The sequence below is a fragment of the Gammaproteobacteria bacterium genome, from assembly GCA_024235095.1.
In the GTDB taxonomy this organism is placed as follows: domain Bacteria; phylum Pseudomonadota; class Gammaproteobacteria; order Competibacterales; family Competibacteraceae; genus UBA2383.
On record JACKNC010000001.1, the window covers coordinates 354,806 to 375,562 of the forward strand.

The 20,757-nt window shown below is 58.5% G+C and carries 18 protein-coding genes and 2 pseudogenes; 12 read left to right on the forward strand and 8 right to left on the reverse strand.

The window, feature by feature from the left end; all coding sequences use genetic code 11:
* Positions 1-3 precede the first annotated feature (3 nt).
* The 4 genes from H6973_01455 (at position 4) to H6973_01470 (ending at position 3,637) form a co-directional block, all read left to right on the forward strand.
* On the forward strand, positions 4-684 hold the full coding sequence (locus tag H6973_01455; GenBank protein ID MCP5124335.1) for a phosphoglycolate phosphatase: 681 nt from the start codon (positions 4-6) through the stop codon (positions 682-684).
* The gene (locus H6973_01460; protein ID MCP5124336.1) at positions 681-2,183 is read left to right on the forward strand and encodes an anthranilate synthase component I; all 1,503 of its coding nucleotides are present in this window, start codon (positions 681-683) and stop codon (positions 2,181-2,183) included. The genes H6973_01455 and H6973_01460 overlap by 4 nt, the downstream gene beginning before the upstream one ends.
* A 71-nt stretch (positions 2,184-2,254) precedes the next feature.
* Positions 2,255-2,464, forward strand: coding sequence for a hypothetical protein (locus H6973_01465; protein MCP5124337.1), 210 nt, complete (start codon positions 2,255-2,257; stop codon positions 2,462-2,464).
* Positions 2,465-2,506: 42 nt separating this feature from the next.
* Positions 2,507-3,637, forward strand: coding sequence for a two-component system response regulator (locus H6973_01470; GenBank protein ID MCP5124338.1), 1,131 nt, complete (start codon positions 2,507-2,509; stop codon positions 3,635-3,637).
* Positions 3,638-3,648: 11 nt separating this feature from the next.
* On the opposite strand, the gene pgeF is transcribed toward H6973_01470, so the two are convergent.
* Positions 3,649-4,395 carry a peptidoglycan editing factor PgeF gene (gene pgeF, locus H6973_01475; protein MCP5124339.1) on the reverse strand — a complete coding sequence of 249 codons (747 nt, stop codon included), beginning with the start codon at positions 4,393-4,395 and terminating at the stop codon, positions 3,649-3,651.
* The gene (gene rluD / locus H6973_01480; protein ID MCP5124340.1) at positions 4,388-5,344 is read right to left on the reverse strand and encodes a 23S rRNA pseudouridine(1911/1915/1917) synthase RluD; all 957 of its coding nucleotides are present in this window, start codon (positions 5,342-5,344) and stop codon (positions 4,388-4,390) included. The genes pgeF and rluD overlap by 8 nt, the downstream gene beginning before the upstream one ends.
* Positions 5,345-5,433: 89 nt before the next feature.
* On the opposite strand from rluD, the gene H6973_01485 reads away from it, so the two are divergent.
* The 3 genes from H6973_01485 to phaC all read left to right on the forward strand — a co-directional run bounded on the left by H6973_01485 (position 5,434) and on the right by phaC (position 8,696).
* A complete protein-coding gene (locus tag H6973_01485; GenBank protein MCP5124341.1) occupies positions 5,434-6,225 on the forward strand; it encodes an outer membrane protein assembly factor BamD in 792 nt (263 codons plus the stop codon).
* 56 nt (positions 6,226-6,281) lie between these two features.
* Positions 6,282-6,803: a nitroreductase family protein gene (locus H6973_01490; protein MCP5124342.1), complete on the forward strand. Its 522-nt coding sequence runs from the start codon at positions 6,282-6,284 to the stop codon at positions 6,801-6,803.
* An 84-nt stretch (positions 6,804-6,887) separates the two neighbouring features.
* Complete coding sequence (gene phaC, locus H6973_01495; protein MCP5124343.1) at positions 6,888-8,696, forward strand: class I poly(R)-hydroxyalkanoic acid synthase; 1,809 nt, start codon at positions 6,888-6,890, stop codon at positions 8,694-8,696.
* A gap of 41 nt (positions 8,697-8,737) precedes the next feature.
* On the opposite strand, the gene H6973_01500 is transcribed toward phaC, so the two are convergent.
* The 3 genes from H6973_01500 to H6973_01510 all read right to left on the reverse strand — a co-directional run bounded on the left by H6973_01500 (position 8,738) and on the right by H6973_01510 (position 10,342).
* The gene (locus tag H6973_01500; GenBank protein MCP5124344.1) at positions 8,738-9,562 is read right to left on the reverse strand and encodes a Uma2 family endonuclease; all 825 of its coding nucleotides are present in this window, start codon (positions 9,560-9,562) and stop codon (positions 8,738-8,740) included.
* A 148-nt stretch (positions 9,563-9,710) separates the two neighbouring features.
* Entirely contained in the window at positions 9,711-10,085 is a 375-nt protein-coding gene (locus H6973_01505) for a clan AA aspartic protease (GenBank protein MCP5124345.1), read from the reverse strand.
* Entirely contained in the window at positions 10,082-10,342 is a 261-nt protein-coding gene (locus H6973_01510; GenBank protein ID MCP5124346.1) for a hypothetical protein, read from the reverse strand. The genes H6973_01505 and H6973_01510 overlap by 4 nt, the downstream gene beginning before the upstream one ends.
* Positions 10,343-10,557: 215 nt before the next feature.
* Here H6973_01510 and H6973_01515 point away from each other — a divergent pair, with 215 nt between their 5' ends.
* From H6973_01515 to H6973_01535, 5 genes and pseudogenes are all read left to right on the forward strand, one after another.
* A complete protein-coding gene (locus H6973_01515) occupies positions 10,558-11,184 on the forward strand; it encodes a hypothetical protein (protein ID MCP5124347.1) in 627 nt (208 codons plus the stop codon).
* A 62-nt stretch (positions 11,185-11,246) separates the two neighbouring features.
* Positions 11,247-12,421, forward strand: a pseudogene (locus tag H6973_01520) (IS630 family transposase).
* Positions 12,421-12,636 (forward strand): annotated as a pseudogene (locus H6973_01525) (DUF1566 domain-containing protein). Before H6973_01520 ends, H6973_01525 begins: the two co-directional pseudogenes overlap by 1 nt.
* 25 nt (positions 12,637-12,661) lie before the next feature.
* Positions 12,662-12,928: a hypothetical protein gene (locus H6973_01530; GenBank protein MCP5124348.1), complete on the forward strand. Its 267-nt coding sequence runs from the start codon at positions 12,662-12,664 to the stop codon at positions 12,926-12,928.
* Between the two features lie 33 nt (positions 12,929-12,961).
* Positions 12,962-14,863, forward strand: a complete 1,902-nt coding sequence (locus H6973_01535) for a DUF4214 domain-containing protein (protein MCP5124349.1) — start codon at positions 12,962-12,964, stop codon at positions 14,861-14,863.
* A gap of 269 nt (positions 14,864-15,132) precedes the next feature.
* Here H6973_01535 and H6973_01540 read toward each other — a convergent pair whose 3' ends face one another.
* From H6973_01540 to H6973_01550, 3 genes are all read right to left on the reverse strand, one after another.
* A complete protein-coding gene (locus H6973_01540; GenBank protein ID MCP5124350.1) occupies positions 15,133-16,884 on the reverse strand; it encodes a hypothetical protein in 1,752 nt (583 codons plus the stop codon).
* Positions 16,885-17,075: 191 nt separating this feature from the next.
* Positions 17,076-19,301, reverse strand: coding sequence for an ATP-binding cassette domain-containing protein (locus H6973_01545; GenBank protein ID MCP5124351.1), 2,226 nt, complete (start codon positions 19,299-19,301; stop codon positions 17,076-17,078).
* A gap of 57 nt (positions 19,302-19,358) precedes the next feature.
* Positions 19,359-20,708 carry an HlyD family type I secretion periplasmic adaptor subunit gene (locus H6973_01550; GenBank protein MCP5124352.1) on the reverse strand — a complete coding sequence of 450 codons (1,350 nt, stop codon included), beginning with the start codon at positions 20,706-20,708 and terminating at the stop codon, positions 19,359-19,361.
* Positions 20,709-20,757 lie beyond the last annotated feature (49 nt).

Sequence of the window (20,757 nt, forward strand, 5' to 3'; positions counted from 1 at the left end):
ATCATGTTCAAAAACATCACGGCGCTTTTCTTCGATCTCGATGGGACCCTGGTGGACAGTGTCCCCGACTTGACCGCAGCGGTAAATGTCATGCTGCGCCAACTGGGCCTGCCCGCGCGCGAAGAAGATCAGGTGCGCACCTGGGTCGGCAACGGCATGGATAACCTGATTCGCCGCGCCCTGGTGGGGGAGATGGACGCCAGCCAGGCCGATCCTGAATTGTTCATTCGCGCTAAGCCCTTGTACAAAGCGGCCTACGCTGAACATATCAGCGTCTATAGCGCGCTCTATCCGGGCGTTCACGACGGACTGGCCGAATTGCATGGCATCGGTTTCCCCATGGCCTGCGTCACCAACAAACCGGCGGAATTCGCGCAACCCCTACTGGATCGACTGGGCATCGGCGCATTCTTCGCCACGGTCGTTGGCGGCGAATGCGCGCCCAAGCCCAAGCCAGCCCCTGATTCGCTAATGCTGTGCGCTGAACGCTTGGGCATCGCCATTGAACAGGGCTTGATGGTCGGCGATTCGCTGAACGACGTGGGCGCCGCGCGCAACGCCGGTTGTCCGGTGGTTTGCGTCCCCTACGGCTATAATCATGGTTATGATATCCGCGACGCTCAGCCGGACGCGGTGATTGACTCCATTACCGAATTACCTGCGTTGCTTGCTACTAACCCATGACGCCGAATGACTTTAGCCGCCTGGCCAACGAAGGGTTCAACCGTATTCCGGTGGCCCGTGAAGTGCTGGCTGATCTTGACACGCCCCTGAGCGCCTACCTCCGCCTGGCCGATGTGCCCTACAGCTATCTGCTGGAATCGGTGCAGGGCGGCGAGAAATGGGGCCGCTATTCGATCATCGGGCTACCTTGTCGCAAGATCATCCGAGTGCGCGGCCAGCGGATCACGGTTGAGCATTCGGGGGAAATCGTAGAATCGCTGGAATGTCCCGATCCTCTGGACTGGATTGAAAGTTTCCAGAGTCGCTACCGGGTTCCAGCAACCGGCGAGGGGTTGCCCCGGTTCATCGGCGGACTGGTCGGCTACTTCGGTTACGACACGATTCGCTATATTGAACCCCGGTTGGCGCATTGCCCGAATCCCGATCCACTGGATAACCCGGATATTTTGTTGCTGGTGTCCGAAGACATGGTCGTCTTCGACAATCTGGCCGGACGGCTGTATCTGATTACCCTGGTCGATCCGGCTGTGGAGCGCGCCTATCTTCGCGCCCAGCAGCGCCTGGATGAGTGGGTGGAGAAATTGCGCGCCCCTCGTCCGCTGTATAGCCCACGTCGTTCCGCTCCCGAAGCAGGCGAAATTGAATTCGTGTCCGGCTTCACCCAGCAGGGTTACGAAAATGCCGTCGAACGGATCAAAGCTTATATTCTGGCCGGCGACTGTATGCAGGTGGTGCCCTCGCAACGCCTGTCCGCACCGTTCCAGGCTGCGCCGCTGGATTTGTATCGGGCGCTGCGCGGACTGAATCCCTCACCGTACATGTATTTCCTGAACCTAGGGGATTTTCACATTGTCGGTTCCTCGCCGGAGATTCTGACCCGGCTGGAGGACGGCTTGCTGACGGTGCGGCCTATCGCTGGCACCCGCCATCGCGGCGCAACTGAGGAACAGGATCAGGCGCTGGAAGCCGAGATGCTGGCCGATCCCAAGGAACTCGCGGAACATTTGATGCTGATTGACCTGGGACGAAATGACGTAGGTCGGGTCAGCGAGATTGGCAGCGTCCGCCTGACCGAGAAGATGGTGGTCGAGCGCTACTCGCATGTCATGCACATTGTGTCCAACGTGACTGGGCGGTTGCGTCCTGAACTCACGGTGATTGACGCGCTGCGAGCGACTTTTCCGGCAGGCACGGTCAGTGGTGCGCCGAAAATTCGGGCTATGGAGATCATTGATGAGCTGGAGCCGGTCAAGCGCGGGGTTTATGCCGGAGCAGTCGGTTATTTGTCCTGGTCCGGCAACATGGATACCGCCATCGCCATTCGCACTGCGGTCATCAAGGATGGTGTGCTACATGTTCAAGCCGGAGCCGGCATTGTCGCGGATTCCGTGCCGGAAAGCGAATGGCAGGAAACCATGAACAAGGGGCGCGCCCTGTTCCGCGCGGCCGCTTTGGCGGAACGAGGACTGGATGAACCGAGGGCGGTTGAGAAACCCTGAGTGTCCGAGCACACTGTCGGGCAAAAGCGCAGCGTTGCCCGACCTACTGTTCTTATTTTGGGAGAAAAAGCATGGAAACCGCACTGTTATGGATCGGCCGTCTAGCTGGTGCAGTAGGCGTCGTAATATGCCTGATCGCCGCCGGCACGCGGATAACCGGTGCTTTCTGGGTTGGGGGATTCCAGGCTGGAACCCTGTTTCTAGCTGGCGTTGCGGCGATGACGTTCGGTTGCCTGGCGTTGCTGGTGGTGCTGACCCTGCGCACGCATGGCGGCGGATGATCTGACATACCCTCTCATTGCAATTATGGAGGTTAGTCCATTATGAACAGCGCCGCTGATTTCACCGAACGGCAAACCCTCCTGATCGTGGATGACACGCCGGATAACATCGCTCTGCTTAGCGGTCTTCTCAAGAATCGCTATCGAATCAAGGTTGCTACCGAGGGCGAACGCGCCCTCAGGATCGCCGCACTAGACCCGCCACCGGATTTGATCCTGCTCGATATCATGATGCCGGGCATGGACGGCTACGAAGTCTGCGAACGGCTCAAGGCGAATTCTCATACAGCGGACATCCCGGTGATTTTCCTGACCGCCAAGGTACAGGTCGAAGATGAGGAGAAAGGTTTAAAACTGGGCGCGGTGGATTACATCACCAAGCCGATCAGTCCGCCGATCGTGCTGGCTCGGGTGGAAACCCACCTGATGTTGAAAAACGCCCGGCAGTTTCTGCAGGATCGCAACGCCTATCTTGAAGAAGAAGTGCAGCGCCGCACCCAGGAAGTTGTCGCTATTCAGGACGTAACGATCGTCGCGATGGCGTCACTGGCGGAAACCCGTGATAATGACACCGGCGGCCATATTCGCCGCACCCAGCACTACGTTCGGGCGCTAGCCAAAAAGCTGCAAACCCATCCGCGTTTCGCGTCCTTTCTGAGCGACGCAACCATCGAGTTGTTGTTCAAATCCGCGCCATTACATGACATTGGCAAGGTGGGCATTCCCGACCGGATTTTGCTGAAGCCGGGACGTTTTACGCCGGAAGAATTCGAGATCATGAAGACCCACGCCATTCTGGGTCGAGATGCGATTGTGGCGGCGGAGGAACATCTGAATACCCCTAAATCCTTTCTGCAGTTGGCCCGGGAAATCGCCTATTGCCATCAGGAAAAGTGGGACGGTAGTGGTTACCCGCAGGGACTGGCGGGCGAAGCTATCCCTGTTTCAGCCCGGCTTATGGCAATTGCCGATGTGTATGATGCCCTGATTAGTCGCCGGGTTTACAAGGACGGGATGCCCTATGATCAGGCAGTGGCCATTATCCGCGAAGGCAAAGGTCAGCATTTCGATCCGGATATGGTGGAAGCTTTTTTGGAGATCACTGATGAATTTCAGGCGATTGCCGAGCAGTTCGCCGACCATCAGGAGAGTGCAGAACATTCGTCCGGCTGAACAAGCGAGATTTACTCCAGCCAAATCAAACTCGCCATTCGCCCGGTGCGCGGTTCGCGGCGGTAGGAAAAGAACCGCTCCGGTTCGCTGAAGGTGCAAAATTCGCCGCCATAAATGGCTGAAACTCCCAAACTGCGCAACTGCCGCCGCGCCAGTTCATAAAGGTCAGCCAACCAGCGTCCCGCTGGCGAGGGTCGAAAACAAACCACATTCCCCGCGTCCAGTTTCAGGAACGCCGCGCGCACCTCTTCCCCGACTTCAAAGGCATCCGGGCCAATCGCCGGTCCCAGCCAGGCCAGCAGTTCCATCGGTGGCATCCCCAGGCGCGCCACGGTCGCGCCAATTACTCCCGCTGCTAATCCCCGCCAACCGGCATGAGCTGCCGCAACCACCGTCCCGACCCGGTCGCACAACAACACCGGCAGGCAATCCGCGGTCATTACCACGCAAGATCGGCCCGGCGCACGGGTCCAGGCGGCGTCAGCAATAACCGGCGCTGATACGGTTTCGGCCTTAACCACCGTTGTTCCATGCACCTGCTCCAGCCAGGCCGGTTCATGAACTCGGTTCAACGCCGCCGCCAACCGTTGCCGATTTTCAGCAACATTCGCCGGATCATCACCCACATGTCCGGCCAGATTCAGAGATTCATAAGGCGATTGGCTCACCCCACCCCAACGGGTTGTACTTGCCGCCCGCACTTGAGCCGGCGCCGGCCAGTCGGGAATGATGAGCGATTCGCACAAGCGTTCAGGCATTTTCATCATCGGCATCCTCTCCCAGTTTTGCGATTAACTCCGCCAAATCCGCCGGCGTCTCCGCCCGCCATTGCAGCCAGTCGCCGGTCGCCGGGTGCGCCAAGGTTAGTCGTTCGGCGTGCAAAGCTTGACGGCGAAAGCCTTGAACTACAGCAATGCAGTCTGGCGCTGCCCCTGGCGGCAGGCGCGGACGACCGCCGTACACCGGATCGCCCACCAGCGGCAAACGGATATGCGCCAAGTGAACCCGGATTTGATGAGTGCGACCGGTTTCCAGCTTCACGCGCAAGAGCGTATGGGCGCGGAACCGGCGCAGCACCCGGTAATGCGTCACCGCCGGTTTGCCGCCCGGCGTGACCGCCATCCGCTGCCGATCCACCGGATGCCGCCCAATCGGCGCGTCTACCGATCCGCCAGCAACCGGCGTCCCATTAACCACCGCCAGATACTCCCGCTCAATCGCTCGCGCCTGTAACTGCTCCACCAAGTTAGTGTAGGCCGGCAACCGGCGCGCGACCACCAGCAACCCGGTCGTGTCCTTGTCGAGCCGATGCACTAACCCGGCGCGCGGCAGCGTCGCCAACTCCGGAGCATGATGCAACAAGGCGTTCACCAGGGTGCCGTCGCGATTACCCGCCGCCGGATGGGCGACCAATCCGGCCGGCTTGTTGATCACCAGCAGATCGGCGTCCTCATAAACGATCGTCAGCGGAATAGCTTGGGCCACGGCGGCGGTTTCAATTTCTAATACCAGGTCACCGCTAACCCTCTCGCCACCTGCCACGGCATCACGCGGGCGACGAATCGCCCCATTAATCCGTAACTGACCAGTCTTAAGCCATTGTTGCAAACGGCTGCGTGAATAAGCCGGGAGTAACCCGGCCAGCGCCTGATCCAGCCGCATCCCGGCGCAGGCATCCGGGATTTGACAATCAATCCGTTCGGTCAAAGGCATGATGGTTTTTAGCGTTGTGGGCGTTATACTGAGTTTGGTAATCCATGTTACTTTCCGACCTTCGCCATTCCATGTTATTTCCCATGCGCTATCTATCCAAATTATTGATCACTTTGCCACTGGCTGTGATGCTCCTGGCCGGTTGCTCCCTGCTCCCGGATCAAATCGACGAAACCAAAGGCTGGTCGGTCCAGCGCTTGTACAGCGAGGCCAAGGAGGCCATGAACGAGGGCAACTATCAGACCGCGATCGGTTACCTGGACAAGATTCAGGCGCGCTACCCGTTCGGCCGCTATGCGCAACAAGCGCAGATCGACACTATCTACTGCCAGTACAAGGACGGCGAACCGGACGCCGCCATCGCCGCCGCTGACCGGTTCATTAAGGCCAATCCCCGTCATCCCTATGTTGATTATGCCTATTACATGAAGGGCCTGGTGAATTTCCAGCGCAGCAACACCCTGTTCGACCGGCTGGCTCCGGTTGATCGCTCCAAAACCGACACCAACACCGCCCGGCAATCCTACAATGATTTCTCCGAACTGGTGCGGAAATTCCCCAATAGCCAATACGCCGAGGATTCCCGCCAGCGGATTCTGTTCCTGCATAACAGCCTGGCCGCTTACGAGGTCCATGTCGCTGACTATTATTTGCGGCGAGGCGCATACGTGGCGGCGGTCAATCGCGCCACGTACGTGCTGGAAACCTACGCCCGCAGTCCGGTGGTTGAAGATGCGTTGAGCATCATGACTCAGGCTTATATCAGGATGGGTATGCCGCAGCTTGCCGCCGACAGCCTGCGGGTACTGGAGCGCAACTATCCACAATCGCCGGAGCTGCCAAAACTGAATGCGCTGGTCAAGGGAACCGGTTAAAACCCTGCTGCCAGCGACCACTTTTCTCCTGAGTTATCCATAGCGAGAGCTGCGCCATGTGGGATTTTTTCGAAACCGTTCGCCATCGCCACTCGGTTCGTCAATACCAGCTGGATATGCCGGTCGAACCGGAAAAACTGCACGCCATCCTGGAAATGGCCTGCGCCGCCCCTTCAGCCGGCGACTTGCAAGCCTACCGGATCATTGTGGTCAGCGATCCGGTTGAACGGCAGGCGCTGGCCCATGCCGCTCACGACCAGACCTTTATCGCTGAAGCGCCGATCTGTCTAGCGTTCTGCGCTGACCCGGCCCGTTCCGCCACCACTTTCGGAGAACGCGGCGCGAAACTCTACGCGGTGCAGGACACGACCATCGCCGCCGCCTACGCGCAACTGGCGATTGTCGCCGCTGGCATGGGTTCGATCTGGGTTGGCTATTTTGAAGAAGCGCGTGTAAGCGAAATATTGGGGCTGGAACCGGGTTTGACGCCACTGGCTCTTCTCAGCCTGGGTTATCCCGCCGAACTGCCGGAGTCGAGTTCGCGCCGACGATTGGACGAAGTGGTCGTGTGGCGATAGGCAGGTGGGGGCGCTCATTCAACAGCACCCAGTTGCTCACTGTCAAACCGTGAAGATCATCATTTTTTCAAAAGAGGTAACTCAATGGCCACTTCATCCGCCCCTGATCTCAAGAATGTCGATTTCAATAAGCTGGCCCAGAATCTGTCCAAGGTCGTCGAACAGAGCCAGCGGCTCTTGCAGGATTATCTGAAGCGCCAACAGCAGGGCGGCTCGTTGCCGTTAATCGACCCTGCGATCATTGGCAAATCGTTTCAGGAACTATTCCAGCAGCTACTTAAAAACCCAGACAAGTTGATCCAGGCCCAGGTCGACTTCTGGAAGAATTACCTTGACCTTTGGCAACACGCTTCCAGACGCATGTTGGGTGAAGAAACCCAGCCGGTGATCAAGCCGGAACTCGGCGACAAGCGCTTCAAGGACGAGCAATGGGCGGAAAATGTGGTGTTCGACTTCATCAAGCAGTCCTATCTGCTGGCTGCGGACAGTTTGCAGAGCGCGGTGCAGGATGTCGAAGGGCTGGATGAAAAAACGGCGCGCAAAGTGCAGTTTTACACCCGCCAGTTTGTGGATGCGATGGCGCCGACCAACTTTGCGCTCACCAATCCGACCGTGCTGCAAGCCACCTTCGACTCCAATGGTGAGAATCTGCTGAAGGGTTTGCAAAACATGCTGAACGATCTGGAGCGCGGTCGCGGCCAGCTGCAGATCAGAATGACCGATCTGGAAGCCTTCAAGCCAGGCGAAAACATCGCTTCGACGCCCGGCAAGGTCATCTTTCAAAACGAATTGTTGCAACTGATTCAATATGATCCCACCACCCCGACCGTTTATCAACGCCCCTTCCTGTTCGTCGCGCCCTGGATCAACAAGTTCTATATCATGGACCTGCGCCCGAAGAATTCGATGGTCAAGTGGATGGTCGATCAGGGCTTCACGGTCTTCATGACCTCGTGGATCAATCCCGACGAGCGTTTGGCGGAAAAATCATTCGATGACTACATGCTGGCCTGCGCGGCGGCGATGGACGCTATTGAACAGGCCACCGGCGAACGCGAGATCAACACCGCAGGCTATTGCCTGGGCGGCACTCTGTTGTTAAGCACCTTGGCCTACCTGGCTGCGCAGGGCGATGACCGGGTAAAGAGCGCGATTTGTTTTGCCTGCATGACCGATTTCAGCGAACCGGGCGAACTGGAAGTGTTCATCGACGAAGAAATTATCAGCCTGTTGGAAAAGCAGATGGGCGAGCAAGGCTATCTGGACGGCAGTCAAATGGCGGGCGTATTCAGCATGTTGCGGGCTAATGACTTGATCTGGTATTTCGTGGTTAACAACTATCTACTGGGCAAGGACCCCTACCCTTTCGATCTGCTGTACTGGAATTCCGACTCCACGCGAATGCCGAAAGCCATGCACAGTTTCTACCTGCGCAACATGTACCAGAATAACCTGCTGCGCGAACCGGGCGGCATCACTCTGGCCGGTACGCCCATCGACCTGCGCAATATCAAAACTCCGGTTTACTTCCTCTCAGCCAGCGAGGATCACATCGCCCCATGGACCTCGACGTATGCCGGTACGCAACTGGTCGGCGGCCCAGTGAAGTTTGTGCTGAGCGGCTCCGGACACATCGCCGGGGTGATCAATCCGGCAACATCCGACAAATACGGTTACTGGACGAATCCCGACGCCCCGCCTAATCCTGAAGATTGGCAGAAGAACGCGGTCAAGCAGGAAGGCTCCTGGTGGCCGGACTGGCTGGAGTGGCTCAAGCCGAATGCGGGTCTGCAAGTTCCCGCTCGCACCCCCGGCGCGGGCAAACTAAAACCTGTCGAGGATGCGCCGGGTTCCTATGTCAAGATGCGGTATGATCAATCGGTTAGGAAGTGATCAAAGTCCAACGCCTGATATTTCTCCGCATCGCCTGCGTGTCAATCTTCCAGGTGACTGAGATCAACACCCAGGGCGCGCAAGCGTTCGGCTAATCGTTCAGCACGCGAACGTTCTTCTGCTGCATGTTGAGCTTCCTGGTTAGCCCGTTGCGCTTCCTGGTTGGCCCGTGCTTCTGCGGATTCCGCCCGCTGGGCTTCCTGGTTGGCTCGTTGCGCTTCCTGGTTGACCCGTGCTTCTGCGGATTCCGCCCGCTGGGCTTCCTGGTTGGCCCGCGCTTCTGCGGATTCCGCCCAGCGGGCCAACTCCACGGAATTCAAGAAAGGTCGTCCGTCCGGGGTATAGAGTTCGAGGGTCTCTGGGGTCAACGCTAAACGGACGCCCAAGCGGGGACTCACCCAGCCGTTCAGGTGCGAGACCCGTTTCAGCGACGCCCCTTGCCGCAGCCAGATTTCCAGATGATTCTTCTCTGGATCATACAAATAGTATTCCTCGACGCCATACTGGTCGTAAAAGCGCAGCTTGTTGGCCATCTCCATCTGGCTGTTCGACGGCGATAGCACTTCAAAGACCACCTGTGGCGCGATCCCGCCTTCTTGCCACTGCAAGTAGGAGCTGCGCCGTCCTTTGGGCCGGCCAAACGCGACCAGCACATCCGGCGCCAGGGGGCCGGACAGCCGCCGATCCGGCACGGGATACCACAATAGGTCACCGGCGATGAATACGTGGTCGTCATCGGCGAAGAGAATTTCCAGATTCTCCTTGATCTTGACAATCCAGTCATACTGCTCCGTGTTGTCCGCCATGGGTTGACCGTCGCTTTCGGGATAGGGGTTCGCTGGATCAAAATAGGATAGGGGATTCATCGGTTCGTCTCCCTGGGTCTGGGACTCTTCCAGTACCCCGGCATCATCGGGCCTCGTATGGCGCAATTCAAGGGGCGCGGTGGCCGCGCTGACTCCGTGCTGACATACAGACTCTGGCACAACGGCTCGTTGCCTTCAAACAGTTCTTTTAGGTCAGGGTCAAGGCATCGAGATTAATGAGGGCTTTGGTGTGCCGCAAAAAATCCATACCGAGAATGCCCTGCAGGGAGAAACCGTAATCGAGTGCGCCAACTTCGACTGCAAAGGCCGATGCCGATAATGCGCCGGCGGTCAAACGATCCAGCGTTTTGATGAACACGAATTCGGAGCCACCCACGCCGCGAATCCGGCGCAGCGGATCCAGGGGTTCCAGGCAGACGTTGATCTTGAACAGTTCATCGGCGGACAGCAGGCTACCGGCGGAACCAGTATCGAGCAGTACGTCCGGCAATACAAGGCGTTGATCCTGGTGATCCAGGGTGACCTCGACAAAGGGCAGACCGTCTCGCAGGCGAATGTTCATGCGCTTTGCCGGATGCCGAGCCAACGGCGTTCGGTGATGGCCAGTTCATCGCGGTCGGTATGGGCGACATACAGTTCCCGGTCAGGGGCGGCATGGTGCAGGCGGACGTAGTCGCGCAAGGCGGATGTGGAGTCGGGATAGACGCCGATGATGGCCAGGCTGTCGACGATGCGTTGATCCGCTTCGGTATGGGCCTGGACAGCCTCAATCAGGAGCCATTGATGCGGATAGTGGAGACGACTTTGTTGCCAGTTCATGGGGGCGTTTCCAGAGTGGCTGTTAATGACATTCTCTCGTGCTTGGGGAAGCGTGATCGGTAGAAAGGATTGTATCGAGGCGGGTGAGTTTCCTTCAAATGATCCGATCCAGTGGCTATATTTAGTTTTTGGCAAAACAAGCGAAGGTGAATTACGCTGCGCGAATCCATCCTCATGAAATATCTAATTTTCAGTAAGCTGGAGGAATGATGCTCATGTTTTTACCCCAATCCTTGACCTTGACGCTCCCCCCTTTGAAAAAGGGGGGTTGGGGGGGATTCCGCCTCTGCGCTCTTGGGTTGGCTTTACTCATGGGCTTGATAGTCAATGCCCCCGCCCACGCTGCCGGCTTGAACGACACTGGCCAGACCACCTGTTACGATGATACCCAGGCCGTGACCCCGGAACCGAGCACTCATCCTCGTCAGGATTGTACGATTGGGCGAGATGCGGCGGCAGCGGCAGGCGTGTTGACCAAAGTGGGCGGTGGCCGTGCGGGTTTTGATTACACCAAGATTGCCAACGATGGCCGAGAGTTGCCCGCTGATGCGGTGCTCGGTTCCGGCCCCGGCGACTGGGCCTGCACCCGTGACAATGTGACCGGATTGCTTTGGGAAGTGAAGACCGATGACGGCGGTCTGCGAGACAGAGATTGGACCTATACCTGGTACGACGACATTCATACCGATAACAACGGTGGGAATCCCGGATCGCTGGGTTCCGATACCTGCGGCGGAACATTGCCTAACAGCCAATGCAACACCCAGGCGTATGCAGCGGTGGTGAATGCGAGAGGGTTATGTAGTTTTAACGACTGGCGCTTGTCAACGCTAGTGGGCTGACACAGAAGTTTTGACAGGTAGCGGTGGGTGCCCTATGGTTGAGATCAACAGGAGGAATCACCATGGCCCACAAATATCTGGTTGATCTAACTGAAGAGGAGCGGGAAGACCTGCTGAAGGTCATTCATAAAGGCAAGGCAGCGGCGCGCAAGGTTGCCCGTGCCCATGTGTTGCTGCAGGCTGCGGAAGGGGCGACGGATGAGGCCATTGCCCAAAGCCTTCACTTGGGGATTTCGACCGTTCATCGTACCCGTCAACGGTTTGTCGACGAAGGGTTGCTGGCGGCGTTAAGCGAGCGGCCACGAGTCGGTTTGCCCCCGGCCTTGACCGGCAAACAGGCCGCCTTTCTGGTCGCCTTGGCCTGTAGTACCCCGCCCGCTGGCCGTTGTCAGTGGACTCTCCAATTGTTAGCGGACCGCTTCATGGAACTCCGGCCCATCGAAGCCATTTCCCGTGAGAGTGTGCGGCGCATCCTTAAAAAAACGACCTCAAACCCTGGCAACGTCAAGAATGGTGTATTCCCAGTGTCAGTCCCGATTATGTTTGGCATATGGAGGATGTGTTGGACCTGTACGCCGAACCCGATGATCCTCAATACCCCCAAGTGTGCTTCGATGAAAGTCCGGTGCAATTGACCAGCGAAACCCGCTGTCCTCAACCCGCCCGCCCGGGTCAACCGGCGCGCTATGACTGTGAATACAAACGCGAAGGCACCGCCAATTTATTTCTATTCGTACAACCCTTGCGCGGGTGGCGTCATGTTAATGTCACGAAACAGCGCACCAAACGCGATTTTGCCCAGCAAATGCAGCAACTCGTTGATGTGTACTTTCCGAAGGCGGAGCGAATCCGGTTGGTCGTGGATAACCTCAATACCCACACTCCTGCGGCCTTGTATAGTGTCTTTTCTCCAGAGGAAGCCCGCCGGATCACCCGCAAGCTCGAATTTCATTACACCCCCAAGCATGGCAGTTGGCTCAATATGGCGGAATGTGAGTTCGCTGTTCTCGCCGGCCAGTGTTTGAATCGCCGCATTGCGAACCTCGAAACTTTGCGGAAGGAAATCGCCGCTTGGCAAGGCCCACGCAACCTACGTCAGACCAAAATCCACTGGCAGTTCGGCACCGACTTGGCCCGGGTCAAACTCAAGCGCCTCTATCCTCCCTTGAAATCTTCTGAAACCCCGGTGGACCTAGAAACCTCTGAACCTGTCAAAACTTCTGTGTCAGCCCACTAGAGGAACTATACCAACTAGCGGATCTTGATGCGGGTCCGAGTCCGACCATTGATGTGGGCTATTTTCCTGGCACAGCAATCTCTTGGTATTGGTCCTCCTCATCTTTCGCCTACATTCAGAGTTCCGCGTGGTTCGTGGACTTCAACCTTGGCGGCGTGAACGCCTACCCTAAGGCGAATGGCTACGGTGTGCGTCTCGCACGCGGCGGACAGTGATTGGGCGCTTTAGGAGAACCCGACAATGAATAAACGCATTGAAATTGCTCTTGGACTGCTCCTCTTGACCCTGTTGCCTGTCGTAGCCGCCGGGACCTGCCTTTCCACAATCCAGTCGACGACGTCGACCGAAGATTTCATTTTGGACGATCTCAACGGCACGGCCACCCACGCTAAAACCGGCATGACCTGGATGCGGTGTAGCCTGGGCCAAACCTGGGAAAGCGCCACGCAAACCTGTAGCGGCACAGCCACGGGCTACACATGGGGTGAGGCGCTGCGAGCGGCGTAAGGCTATGCTTTTGCCGGAGACAACGACTGGCGCGTGCCGAATGCCAAGGAATTACAAACAATCGTTGAAAAACAGTGCTATTCCCCTTCTATTAATGAGACCATTTTCCCACAAACGCCCCCTTCTAAGCATTGGTCTTCCTCGACCTATGCCAGACGTGTAACCTTTGCGTGGAGTGTGTCCTTCGTAATTGGCGGCGTGTACACCGACTTTAAGACGGGCAACGTCTACGTAGTACGTCTTGTGCGCGGCGGATCGTCCTTTAGCGATTATTCCGGGGACGCGGCTGCACCGCCGCCCACCCCCACCGCCACCCTTCCGCTTCCGATGGCCCGCGACCTCCCCGGTGCCATCACGAACGTCCCCTACGCCACGGTCATCAATGCCGCCGGCGGAACGAGTCCTTATATTTTCACCGCCACCGGCTTGCCGCCCGGTCTCAGCCTGACCGCGGACAACGGCATTTTGAGCGGCCTCCCCGACACCGCCGGCGAGTACACGGTCACGGTTACCGTCACCGACGCCCAAAGCCAAACCGGAACCCGCGACTACGCCCTCACCGTCGCCCCGCTGGTGCTGGGGCAGCGCCGTCTCCCCATTGGCGTACGCAACGCCCCCTACACGCAAACCCTCATCGCGCTGGGCGGCCAACCCCCCTATACCTTCACCGCCACCGGTTTACCCCCCGGCCTCACCCTCGCCGCCGAGGGCGGCCTCAGCGGTACGCCCACCGAAGCCCACGACGCCTCGATTCAAGTCACCGTTCAAAACCAGGACGGGCAAACGATCACGGTACCAGTCGGGTTGACCATTCGTGAAGTCGCCTTCACCCGTGACAACCCGGTCAAACCCGGCCAAACGATCAGCGCCGCCGTGCAGTATCCCGACGGCAGCAGTTGTGCATTGGACGAGCCGAACATTCTCACCCTGCCGATTGGCGATCCCAACGCCCCCGCCACCGGCCCCCAAGGCATCACCCTCACCGACGGCCTGCTGCAAGTCGTCCTGCAAAACTGCACCACCCACGGCATTCCCGCCACCGTCACCCTCGCCTACGGCGACCCGTTACCTGCTGGTGCGCAATACTGGAAATACGGCCCCACCGCCACCGACCCCGAACCGCATTGGTATCTCTTGAATGGCGCGGACTTAGCCGGCAACACCGCCACCTTCACCCTGATTGACGGTCACCTCGGCGACGCCGACGGACTCACCGACGCCCACATCACCGACCCCGGCGGGCGCGGTCTGCCCAACCTGGCCATCAGCGGCGGCATTCTCAGCCGCACCCCCGTCAACCAACCCTACCGCGCCACCCTGCACGCCCGCTACGAAGGCGCGGCCCCACCCGCCACCGAAACGGACGACCCCGCCTACCGCTGGAGTGTGACGGAAGGCGCATTGCCGCCCGGTCTCACCCTGGAAACCGCCACCCCCGACGGCCTCGACACCCTGCTCAGCGGCATCCCCACCCAGGTCGGCGTGTACTTCTTCACCCTCCAGGTCATCGACCCCACCCACGGCCAGGTCTTCGTCCAACAAGACTACCGCATTGAAGTCATCGCCGACGACCCCGCCGTCACCCTCATTACCCACTACTACCGCTCCATCCTCGACCGCGCCCCCGAGGACGACGGCGTCGCCTTCTGGAAAGACCAAATCACCGCCTTGCAAGCGCAGGGACAAGACGCCAAACCGGTGTTTCGCAACATGGCCTACTTCTTCTTCAACAGCCCCGAATACCTCGGGCGCAACACCACAAACCCGGCCTTCATCGGCAACCTCTACCGCACCTTCTTCCAGCGCGAACCCGAAGAGGACGGACTGGCCTTCTGGCTGGAACAACTGGCGGAAGGCAGTCCGCGCAACGACGTAATGGGTGGCTTCCTCTACTCCCAGGAATTTACCGACTTCATGGGGTATTTGGGGTTCTGAACCGGCGTCTCAATGAGCAGCATAGGGTACGCATTGCGCGCCCTATGCCTATGTTTATGATTACCGAACCCTTGCCGGTGGATCGCCGGTCTGGAAATCGTAACCGTTCAGTCCCCCCCTTTTTCAAAGGGGGGCTAGGGGGGATTCTGGCCCCAACGACCATGCGAAATCCCCCCCGACCCCCCTTTTTCAAAGGGGGGAGGTGAATGCTTACTGAAAATCGAGGTGCGGGACCCGCAGGGCTGGACTGGAGGGCGCAAGCTGCGTGTTTATTTTTCGTACAGCTTTTTGGCCGGTGCCGGTGACGCACCCGTCGCCTGACCTAATCCTCTAGCGACCGTGCTGTTGCCCAGAAAACCGAAGACCGCGGCGGCAGCCGGCAATGAACCACTCTCTCCCCCTTCCACTAGCACATTCGGCACTTTCACGGCATCGGGATTGGCGGCGATAAACGCCAACACTTCCTTGACCACCGCCAGTTGGTAAGTCAACTCCTTTCCCAACACCCCGGCCTGCGCTTGCTGACCGGCGGCGATTTCCTGCAAGCGCAGCTTCTCTCCTTCACCGCGTAACTGGGCTGCCGTGCGATCCTGTTTCGCTACCTCCACCTGGATTTCCGCCCGCACCAGTTCCGGTTGTTGTTCAGCAGTCGCTCGCGCTTTCTCGGTTTTAATCCGCTCCTCCTGCGCTTGCTGTTCCTTGCGGAAGGTAGTAATCATTTGCTGAGCCAACTGCTCTCGTTTGCGGGCCAGCAGTAATTCCGGCGGAATAACCGGATCGCCGAACCGCACTTCGCGGATCGAAACGCCAGCGTTGCGCGCCTCGGGAATCAGCGCATCCAGCACCGCCTGTTCCAGTTGGGGTCGTTTATCTTGCAAGTCCAACACCCGGCGCACGCTTTGCAAATTGTCGCCTTCCTGATCAACGGGGATGGGCGCCGTGGAACCGGTGACGTTGCGGACAATGCTTCTCACCGTGGGCGTGATGATCTTATCCTCGACTGCCTGTAAGTCGCCGACCGATGCGACGACAAAAGGCGCGTCTTCCGGCGTCACCTGAGCCAGGATGCGCAAATCCTGGGGAATCTCCCAGCCCTCAACCCGCAGCAGCACCGCGTTATCCGCGGCATTCTCCGGCGTCACGACTTCTTCGCGTTCAGCAGTCTGTTCGATCTGACCATTCTGATTCAGCGTCAGGTTGATGCGTCGCCGGGCATAACCGCCCTGATATTGCCAGGTCTGAATGCGGGTATCGACCAACGCGACCTCGTAAGCGCGCCGGTTCAGATAATAGGTGCCCGGCAACAAGGGTTCGCTCCATACGCCGCGACAGCCTCGGGGCACGAGCGGAATCGACAATTTGGCGGTCTGTTCATCATGAATCGGTTGACAAACATCGACGGACTTTTCCTGCACGTTAGACTTGATCACCGCCACGAAACCCGCTGGCACTGACGTCGCCCGCAAGGCATCCCCCTTGTTATAAACCTCGAACAAATACTGATTCAGCCGATAGCGACCCGGTTTCAACACGGTCAGTTGCGGACCCTTCTGACCCTTGCCGTCAGTGAGAAAGTAGGCAGCGTCGAGCATTTGCTGCTCGTCGGGCCAAGCATCGGCCAGAAATTGATCAGCGCGCAACGGCCTCCCATCACGGGCAACGATGTAGCCGTAATGACCTTCGGGAATTTCAGTCACCGGCAATTGTTCAACGTCGTACAAAATATTGAGCAATGGCTTGAAGTTAAAGCCGGGACCGAGAATCTCTGCCTGAGGTCCGGCCTCGCCGCTCATGGCGATGATATGGCCTGGCGGCAATTCGCTGGCCCCGTAAATCAGCTTGAGATGACCCACCTTGTCCTGGTCGATGATCACGAACGACGTCGCCAGCGCCATGAAGACTGCTGCCAATGACAAGGCAACGCGAGCGCCGGTTTGCAGCCAGCCGAATCGGGCGGGAATGAAGCGCGGGGCGAAAGCAGCGCCGAGCACGAAGAGAATGATTAGAAGTAAAATGCTCATCGGTCATCTCTCGTTTAGCCGTCGAATTTTACGAGTATGCGTTCACCTCCCCCCTTTGAAAAAGGGGGGCCGGGGGGGATTTCGCATGGGCGACGGGGCCAAAATCCCCCCTCACCCCCCTTTGCCAAAGGGGGGACTGAACGGTTACTTTTACGAAATAGCGATGGTTGGCCTTGATCATCATTCTGGCCTTAAAAGAACCCAGAAGACCCGAAAAAAGACAGGATTTTTGTATTCAACACTAACGCTAACGTCAGTGCTCCCAGCACAAGCACCCAGTCCCTTGCCTGGAACCGATATTCGGCCAGCGGAGTGCGAATCGGGCCACCGAAACCACGCGATTGCAAGGCTTCGGCCAAGTCGTCAGCAAAGCGCATCACGCTGGTTAGCAATGGCCCGAGCAGAGCCAGGCCGTTGCGAAACAAATAAACGCCATCGAGTCGAATTCCTCGACTTTCCTGAGCTTCACGCACTTCCTGAGCCAACATCGCCATCGTCGGCGCGAAACGCAATGTTCCTTCCAACAGAAACACGGCTTGAGGCGACAAGCCGCTGGCCAGTAACGATTCACTCAGTTCCTCCGGTGGCGCCAGGGCGAAGAACCATACACTGGCGGTCACCAGCGCCAACAAGCGCAATACCGCACCGATGGCTGCTTCCAGACCACTACCGAAACCAACAATTACCGCAAAAAGCAGCAAGGTTGGCCCGAGCACCCGCACAATCCGCCACCATGCGTCACTGTATCGCCCAAGCGCGATGCCCAGCAGCGCCAAGGTCAGTAACGGCAACAACTCGATCGGTCGGATTGCCAACAGAATCAACCCACATCCCAGCAGATAGACGACTAGCAGGGCGCGAGGGTCGAAGTATCTGGTTTGTAACCGTTCGGTCCCCTCCTTTGGCAAAGGGGGGTTAGGGGGGATTGTAGCCTCGTTGCTCGTGCGAAATCCCCCCCGCCCCCCCTTTTCCAAAGGGGAGAGGGGCGCGATAAAGGGATAATCAACGACAATGCGTCCCTCGGTCAAAAGCGCCCACCGAGAGCAAAGCGACTTGGCCCAGCGCGGGTCATGGGTCGTGACAACGATCGCGACGCCCTCGTCAGCGCATTCCCGGAGCAGGGCGCGCAATTCAGTGCGCGCCGTCGCGTCCTGACCGGCGGTCGGTTCATCCAGCAGCAGCGCCTGTGGCCGCGACCCCAGCACCGCGGCAATCGCCAAGCGCCGCTGTTCTCCTGCGCTGAGGGTATGCGGCGGACGATCCAGCAGCGGATTCAGGCCGAAACGCTCACTCAATCGTGCGCACCAGGCGGAATCATGACGGCGCAGGGCGCGCGGCCCAGCCGCTAACTCGGCTCGCACGGTGGGCGCGAACAGCATGTGGGTCGGCTGTTGCATGACCAGTCCAACGTCGTAGGCGACCTCTGCTACCGGCCGCTGCCCAATCGCTTGCCCCAACACCCGCACCGCTCCTCGCCGGGGACGCAACAAACCATTGCCATGCCGCAATAAGGTGCTTTTGCCAGCCCCGTTTGCGCCTAATAACGCTACAATTTCCCCCGGCGCAACGGATAAACTGGCCCCACACAACACGGGGCGCTCTTCGCGGTGGCATTCCACGCTATCCCATTCGATGATCGGCGTTGCTGTAACCGCAACCGGTAACGGCGATGCAGGCAATCCCTCGGGCGGCTCCAATCCCCAGTCCGTAACGGGACCGGCCAGCACCTGATCCGGCGTTCCGTCCGCCACCAGTCGACCTTGATGTAACACCAGCATCCGGCTGGCCAGTTCGGTGAGATCGTCCAGGCGATGTTCGGCAACGATTATCGTGATCCCGGCTTCATGCAGCTGACGCAATTGCTCACGCAATTGGCGGGCGCCAGCCGCATCGAGAAAGGCAAAAGGTTCATCCAGGATCAGGATGCGCGGTTGCAGGGCCAGCACTCCGGCCAACGCCACCCGCTGCTGCTCGCCACAAGACAGCGTATGGGGGGAACGATTAAGCAGATGGGCGATATCCAGCCGTCCCACTACCTCACTCACCCGCTGAGCGATGGCGAGCCGATCCAGTCCCTGGCAGGCTGGACCGAACGCCAGATCACGCGCGACTGTGGCCGCCAGACACTGAGCCTCGGGTCTTTGCAACAACAAGCCTACTTCCCGATACAACTCATGCGGCGATGCAGTGAGCGGATCGACTCCGATCAGCTGGAGATCACCCTGCCACTCGCCGCCGTGCAGGTGCGGAATCAGGCCATTCAACAACCGGCACAGGGTGGATTTACCGGAACCACTGGCCCCAGCCAGCACCACAAATTCACCGGCTTTGACAGTAAACTCTAGATGTCGCAGAACAGGCGTTTGAAGAGAGGGATAATGGTAAGTAAAATTTTGGAAGCTAATCAGTTCCGACACGCCATCCCCTTTCATCCGGAATGAGCCTGATAACGGATGCCTGGAGCCGGTCTGAGACTAATCCTCACGAAACGCCTGAGCCAGTCTGTCCTGGATCGGCCGCAACAGATAATTGAGGAAGGTGCGTTCGCCGGTCTTGATCATGACCTCAGCCGGCATCCCCGGTAACACCGTCAAACCCAGTTTGCTGAGCGTTTCCTTGCCGGTCGCGGCGACGGAGATCCGCGCCAGATAGTAGGCTTGATGAGTGGCCTGGTCAGTGAGCCGATCTGCGGATACGGTTTCCACGACGCCATCCACCACCGGCGTCGTGCGCGTGCTGAATGCGCTGAAGCGAATATCCGCCACCAGATTTGGATGCACTTTGTCAATATCAACGGGTGAAACCTGCGCTTCCACCACCAGCCGTTCGCCGCGAGGCACAATATCGAGAATCCGGCTGCCGGGACTAATCACGCCACCGATAGTATGAATTCCCATCCCAACCACCACGCCATCGGTCGTCGCGCGGATGTCGGTGCGGTCCAGCGTATCGCGCAACGCCCGTAGCCGCTCTTGCAGATCGAAATACTTCGCCTGAGTATCGCGCAACTGGCTGGCGACGTCCTCCTGAAAGGCTTTCTGTCGCTGGATAATCTGCAAGCGGGTCTCATTGATCTGGAGTTTGACGCGGCTGATGTCCGACAGATGTTCCGCCCGCTCGCCCTCCAGTTCCAAAGCCAACCGTTCCATCTCGCGCAGCCGCAACTTGTCGCCTAGCCCGCGTTCGAACAGTTTTTTCATGTCCCGCACTTCCTCGCCGTAGGAATCAATGCGCTTTTGCTTGATCGCCTGCAAAGCGCTCAGCCCGCGCGTCTGTTCCTCCAGCTGATCGATGCGCTGCTCCAGCACCGCAATTTCACCTTGAAGGGTCGCGTGACGCGCTTCAAACTCGCGTTGCTGGGCCATCATGATCTCTTTCACTCGCGGATCATTGCCAGCATCTTGCAGTTCCTGGGGAAAAACAATTTCTTTATGCTGCTCCCGTTCGGCCTGCAACCGGGCATACAGGGCCAGATACGTCAGATACTGATTGCGCGCCATTTCCAGTTGTGCGCGCACTTGCGTATCGTCCAGGCGCAGCAGCACATCGCCGGTTTTGACCTCATCCCCATCACGCACCAGAATTTCCTTGACGATGCCACCCTCCAGGTGTTGCACGGTCTTGCGGTAGCTGTCCACGGTGACGACCCCGGGAGCCACCACGGCGCTGTTCAATCCGGCCAGGGCTGCCCAGCCACCGAATACGCCAAAAGCCAGAATCAGAATCAGATAACCGGTTCGGCGCACCGGACGGTCGTCAATGGGAGCGTCAGGAATTTTAGGCGTCAATCCGGCAGTCGCTGATCGATGGATAGTGATTTGCATTGGCGTGGAATACTCCAGAAGTTTGAGAAGGACCTGAACGGCTGCGGAA

Excerpts from the sequence above, each read along its gene's own strand:
- H6973_01455 (MCP5124335.1), top strand. The coding sequence starts at position 4 with ATGTTCAAAAACATCACGGCGCTTTTCTTCGATCTCGATGGGACCCTG.
- H6973_01460 (MCP5124336.1), top strand. The coding sequence starts at position 681 with ATGACGCCGAATGACTTTAGCCGCCTGGCCAACGAAGGGTTCAACCGT.
- H6973_01465 (MCP5124337.1), top strand. The coding sequence starts at position 2,255 with ATGGAAACCGCACTGTTATGGATCGGCCGTCTAGCTGGTGCAGTAGGC.
- H6973_01470 (MCP5124338.1), top strand. The coding sequence starts at position 2,507 with ATGAACAGCGCCGCTGATTTCACCGAACGGCAAACCCTCCTGATCGTG.
- pgeF (MCP5124339.1), bottom strand. The coding sequence starts at position 4,395 with ATGCCTGAACGCTTGTGCGAATCGCTCATCATTCCCGACTGGCCGGCG.
- H6973_01485 (MCP5124341.1), top strand. The coding sequence starts at position 5,434 with ATGCGCTATCTATCCAAATTATTGATCACTTTGCCACTGGCTGTGATG.
- H6973_01490 (MCP5124342.1), top strand. The coding sequence starts at position 6,282 with ATGTGGGATTTTTTCGAAACCGTTCGCCATCGCCACTCGGTTCGTCAA.
- phaC (MCP5124343.1), top strand. The coding sequence starts at position 6,888 with ATGGCCACTTCATCCGCCCCTGATCTCAAGAATGTCGATTTCAATAAG.
- H6973_01500 (MCP5124344.1), bottom strand. The coding sequence starts at position 9,562 with ATGAATCCCCTATCCTATTTTGATCCAGCGAACCCCTATCCCGAAAGC.
- H6973_01505 (MCP5124345.1), bottom strand. The coding sequence starts at position 10,085 with ATGAACATTCGCCTGCGAGACGGTCTGCCCTTTGTCGAGGTCACCCTG.
- H6973_01510 (MCP5124346.1), bottom strand. The coding sequence starts at position 10,342 with ATGAACTGGCAACAAAGTCGTCTCCACTATCCGCATCAATGGCTCCTG.
- H6973_01515 (MCP5124347.1), top strand. The coding sequence starts at position 10,558 with ATGTTTTTACCCCAATCCTTGACCTTGACGCTCCCCCCTTTGAAAAAG.
- H6973_01530 (MCP5124348.1), top strand. The coding sequence starts at position 12,662 with ATGAATAAACGCATTGAAATTGCTCTTGGACTGCTCCTCTTGACCCTG.
- H6973_01540 (MCP5124350.1), bottom strand. The coding sequence starts at position 16,884 with ATGAGCATTTTACTTCTAATCATTCTCTTCGTGCTCGGCGCTGCTTTC.
- H6973_01550 (MCP5124352.1), bottom strand. The coding sequence starts at position 20,708 with ATGCAAATCACTATCCATCGATCAGCGACTGCCGGATTGACGCCTAAA.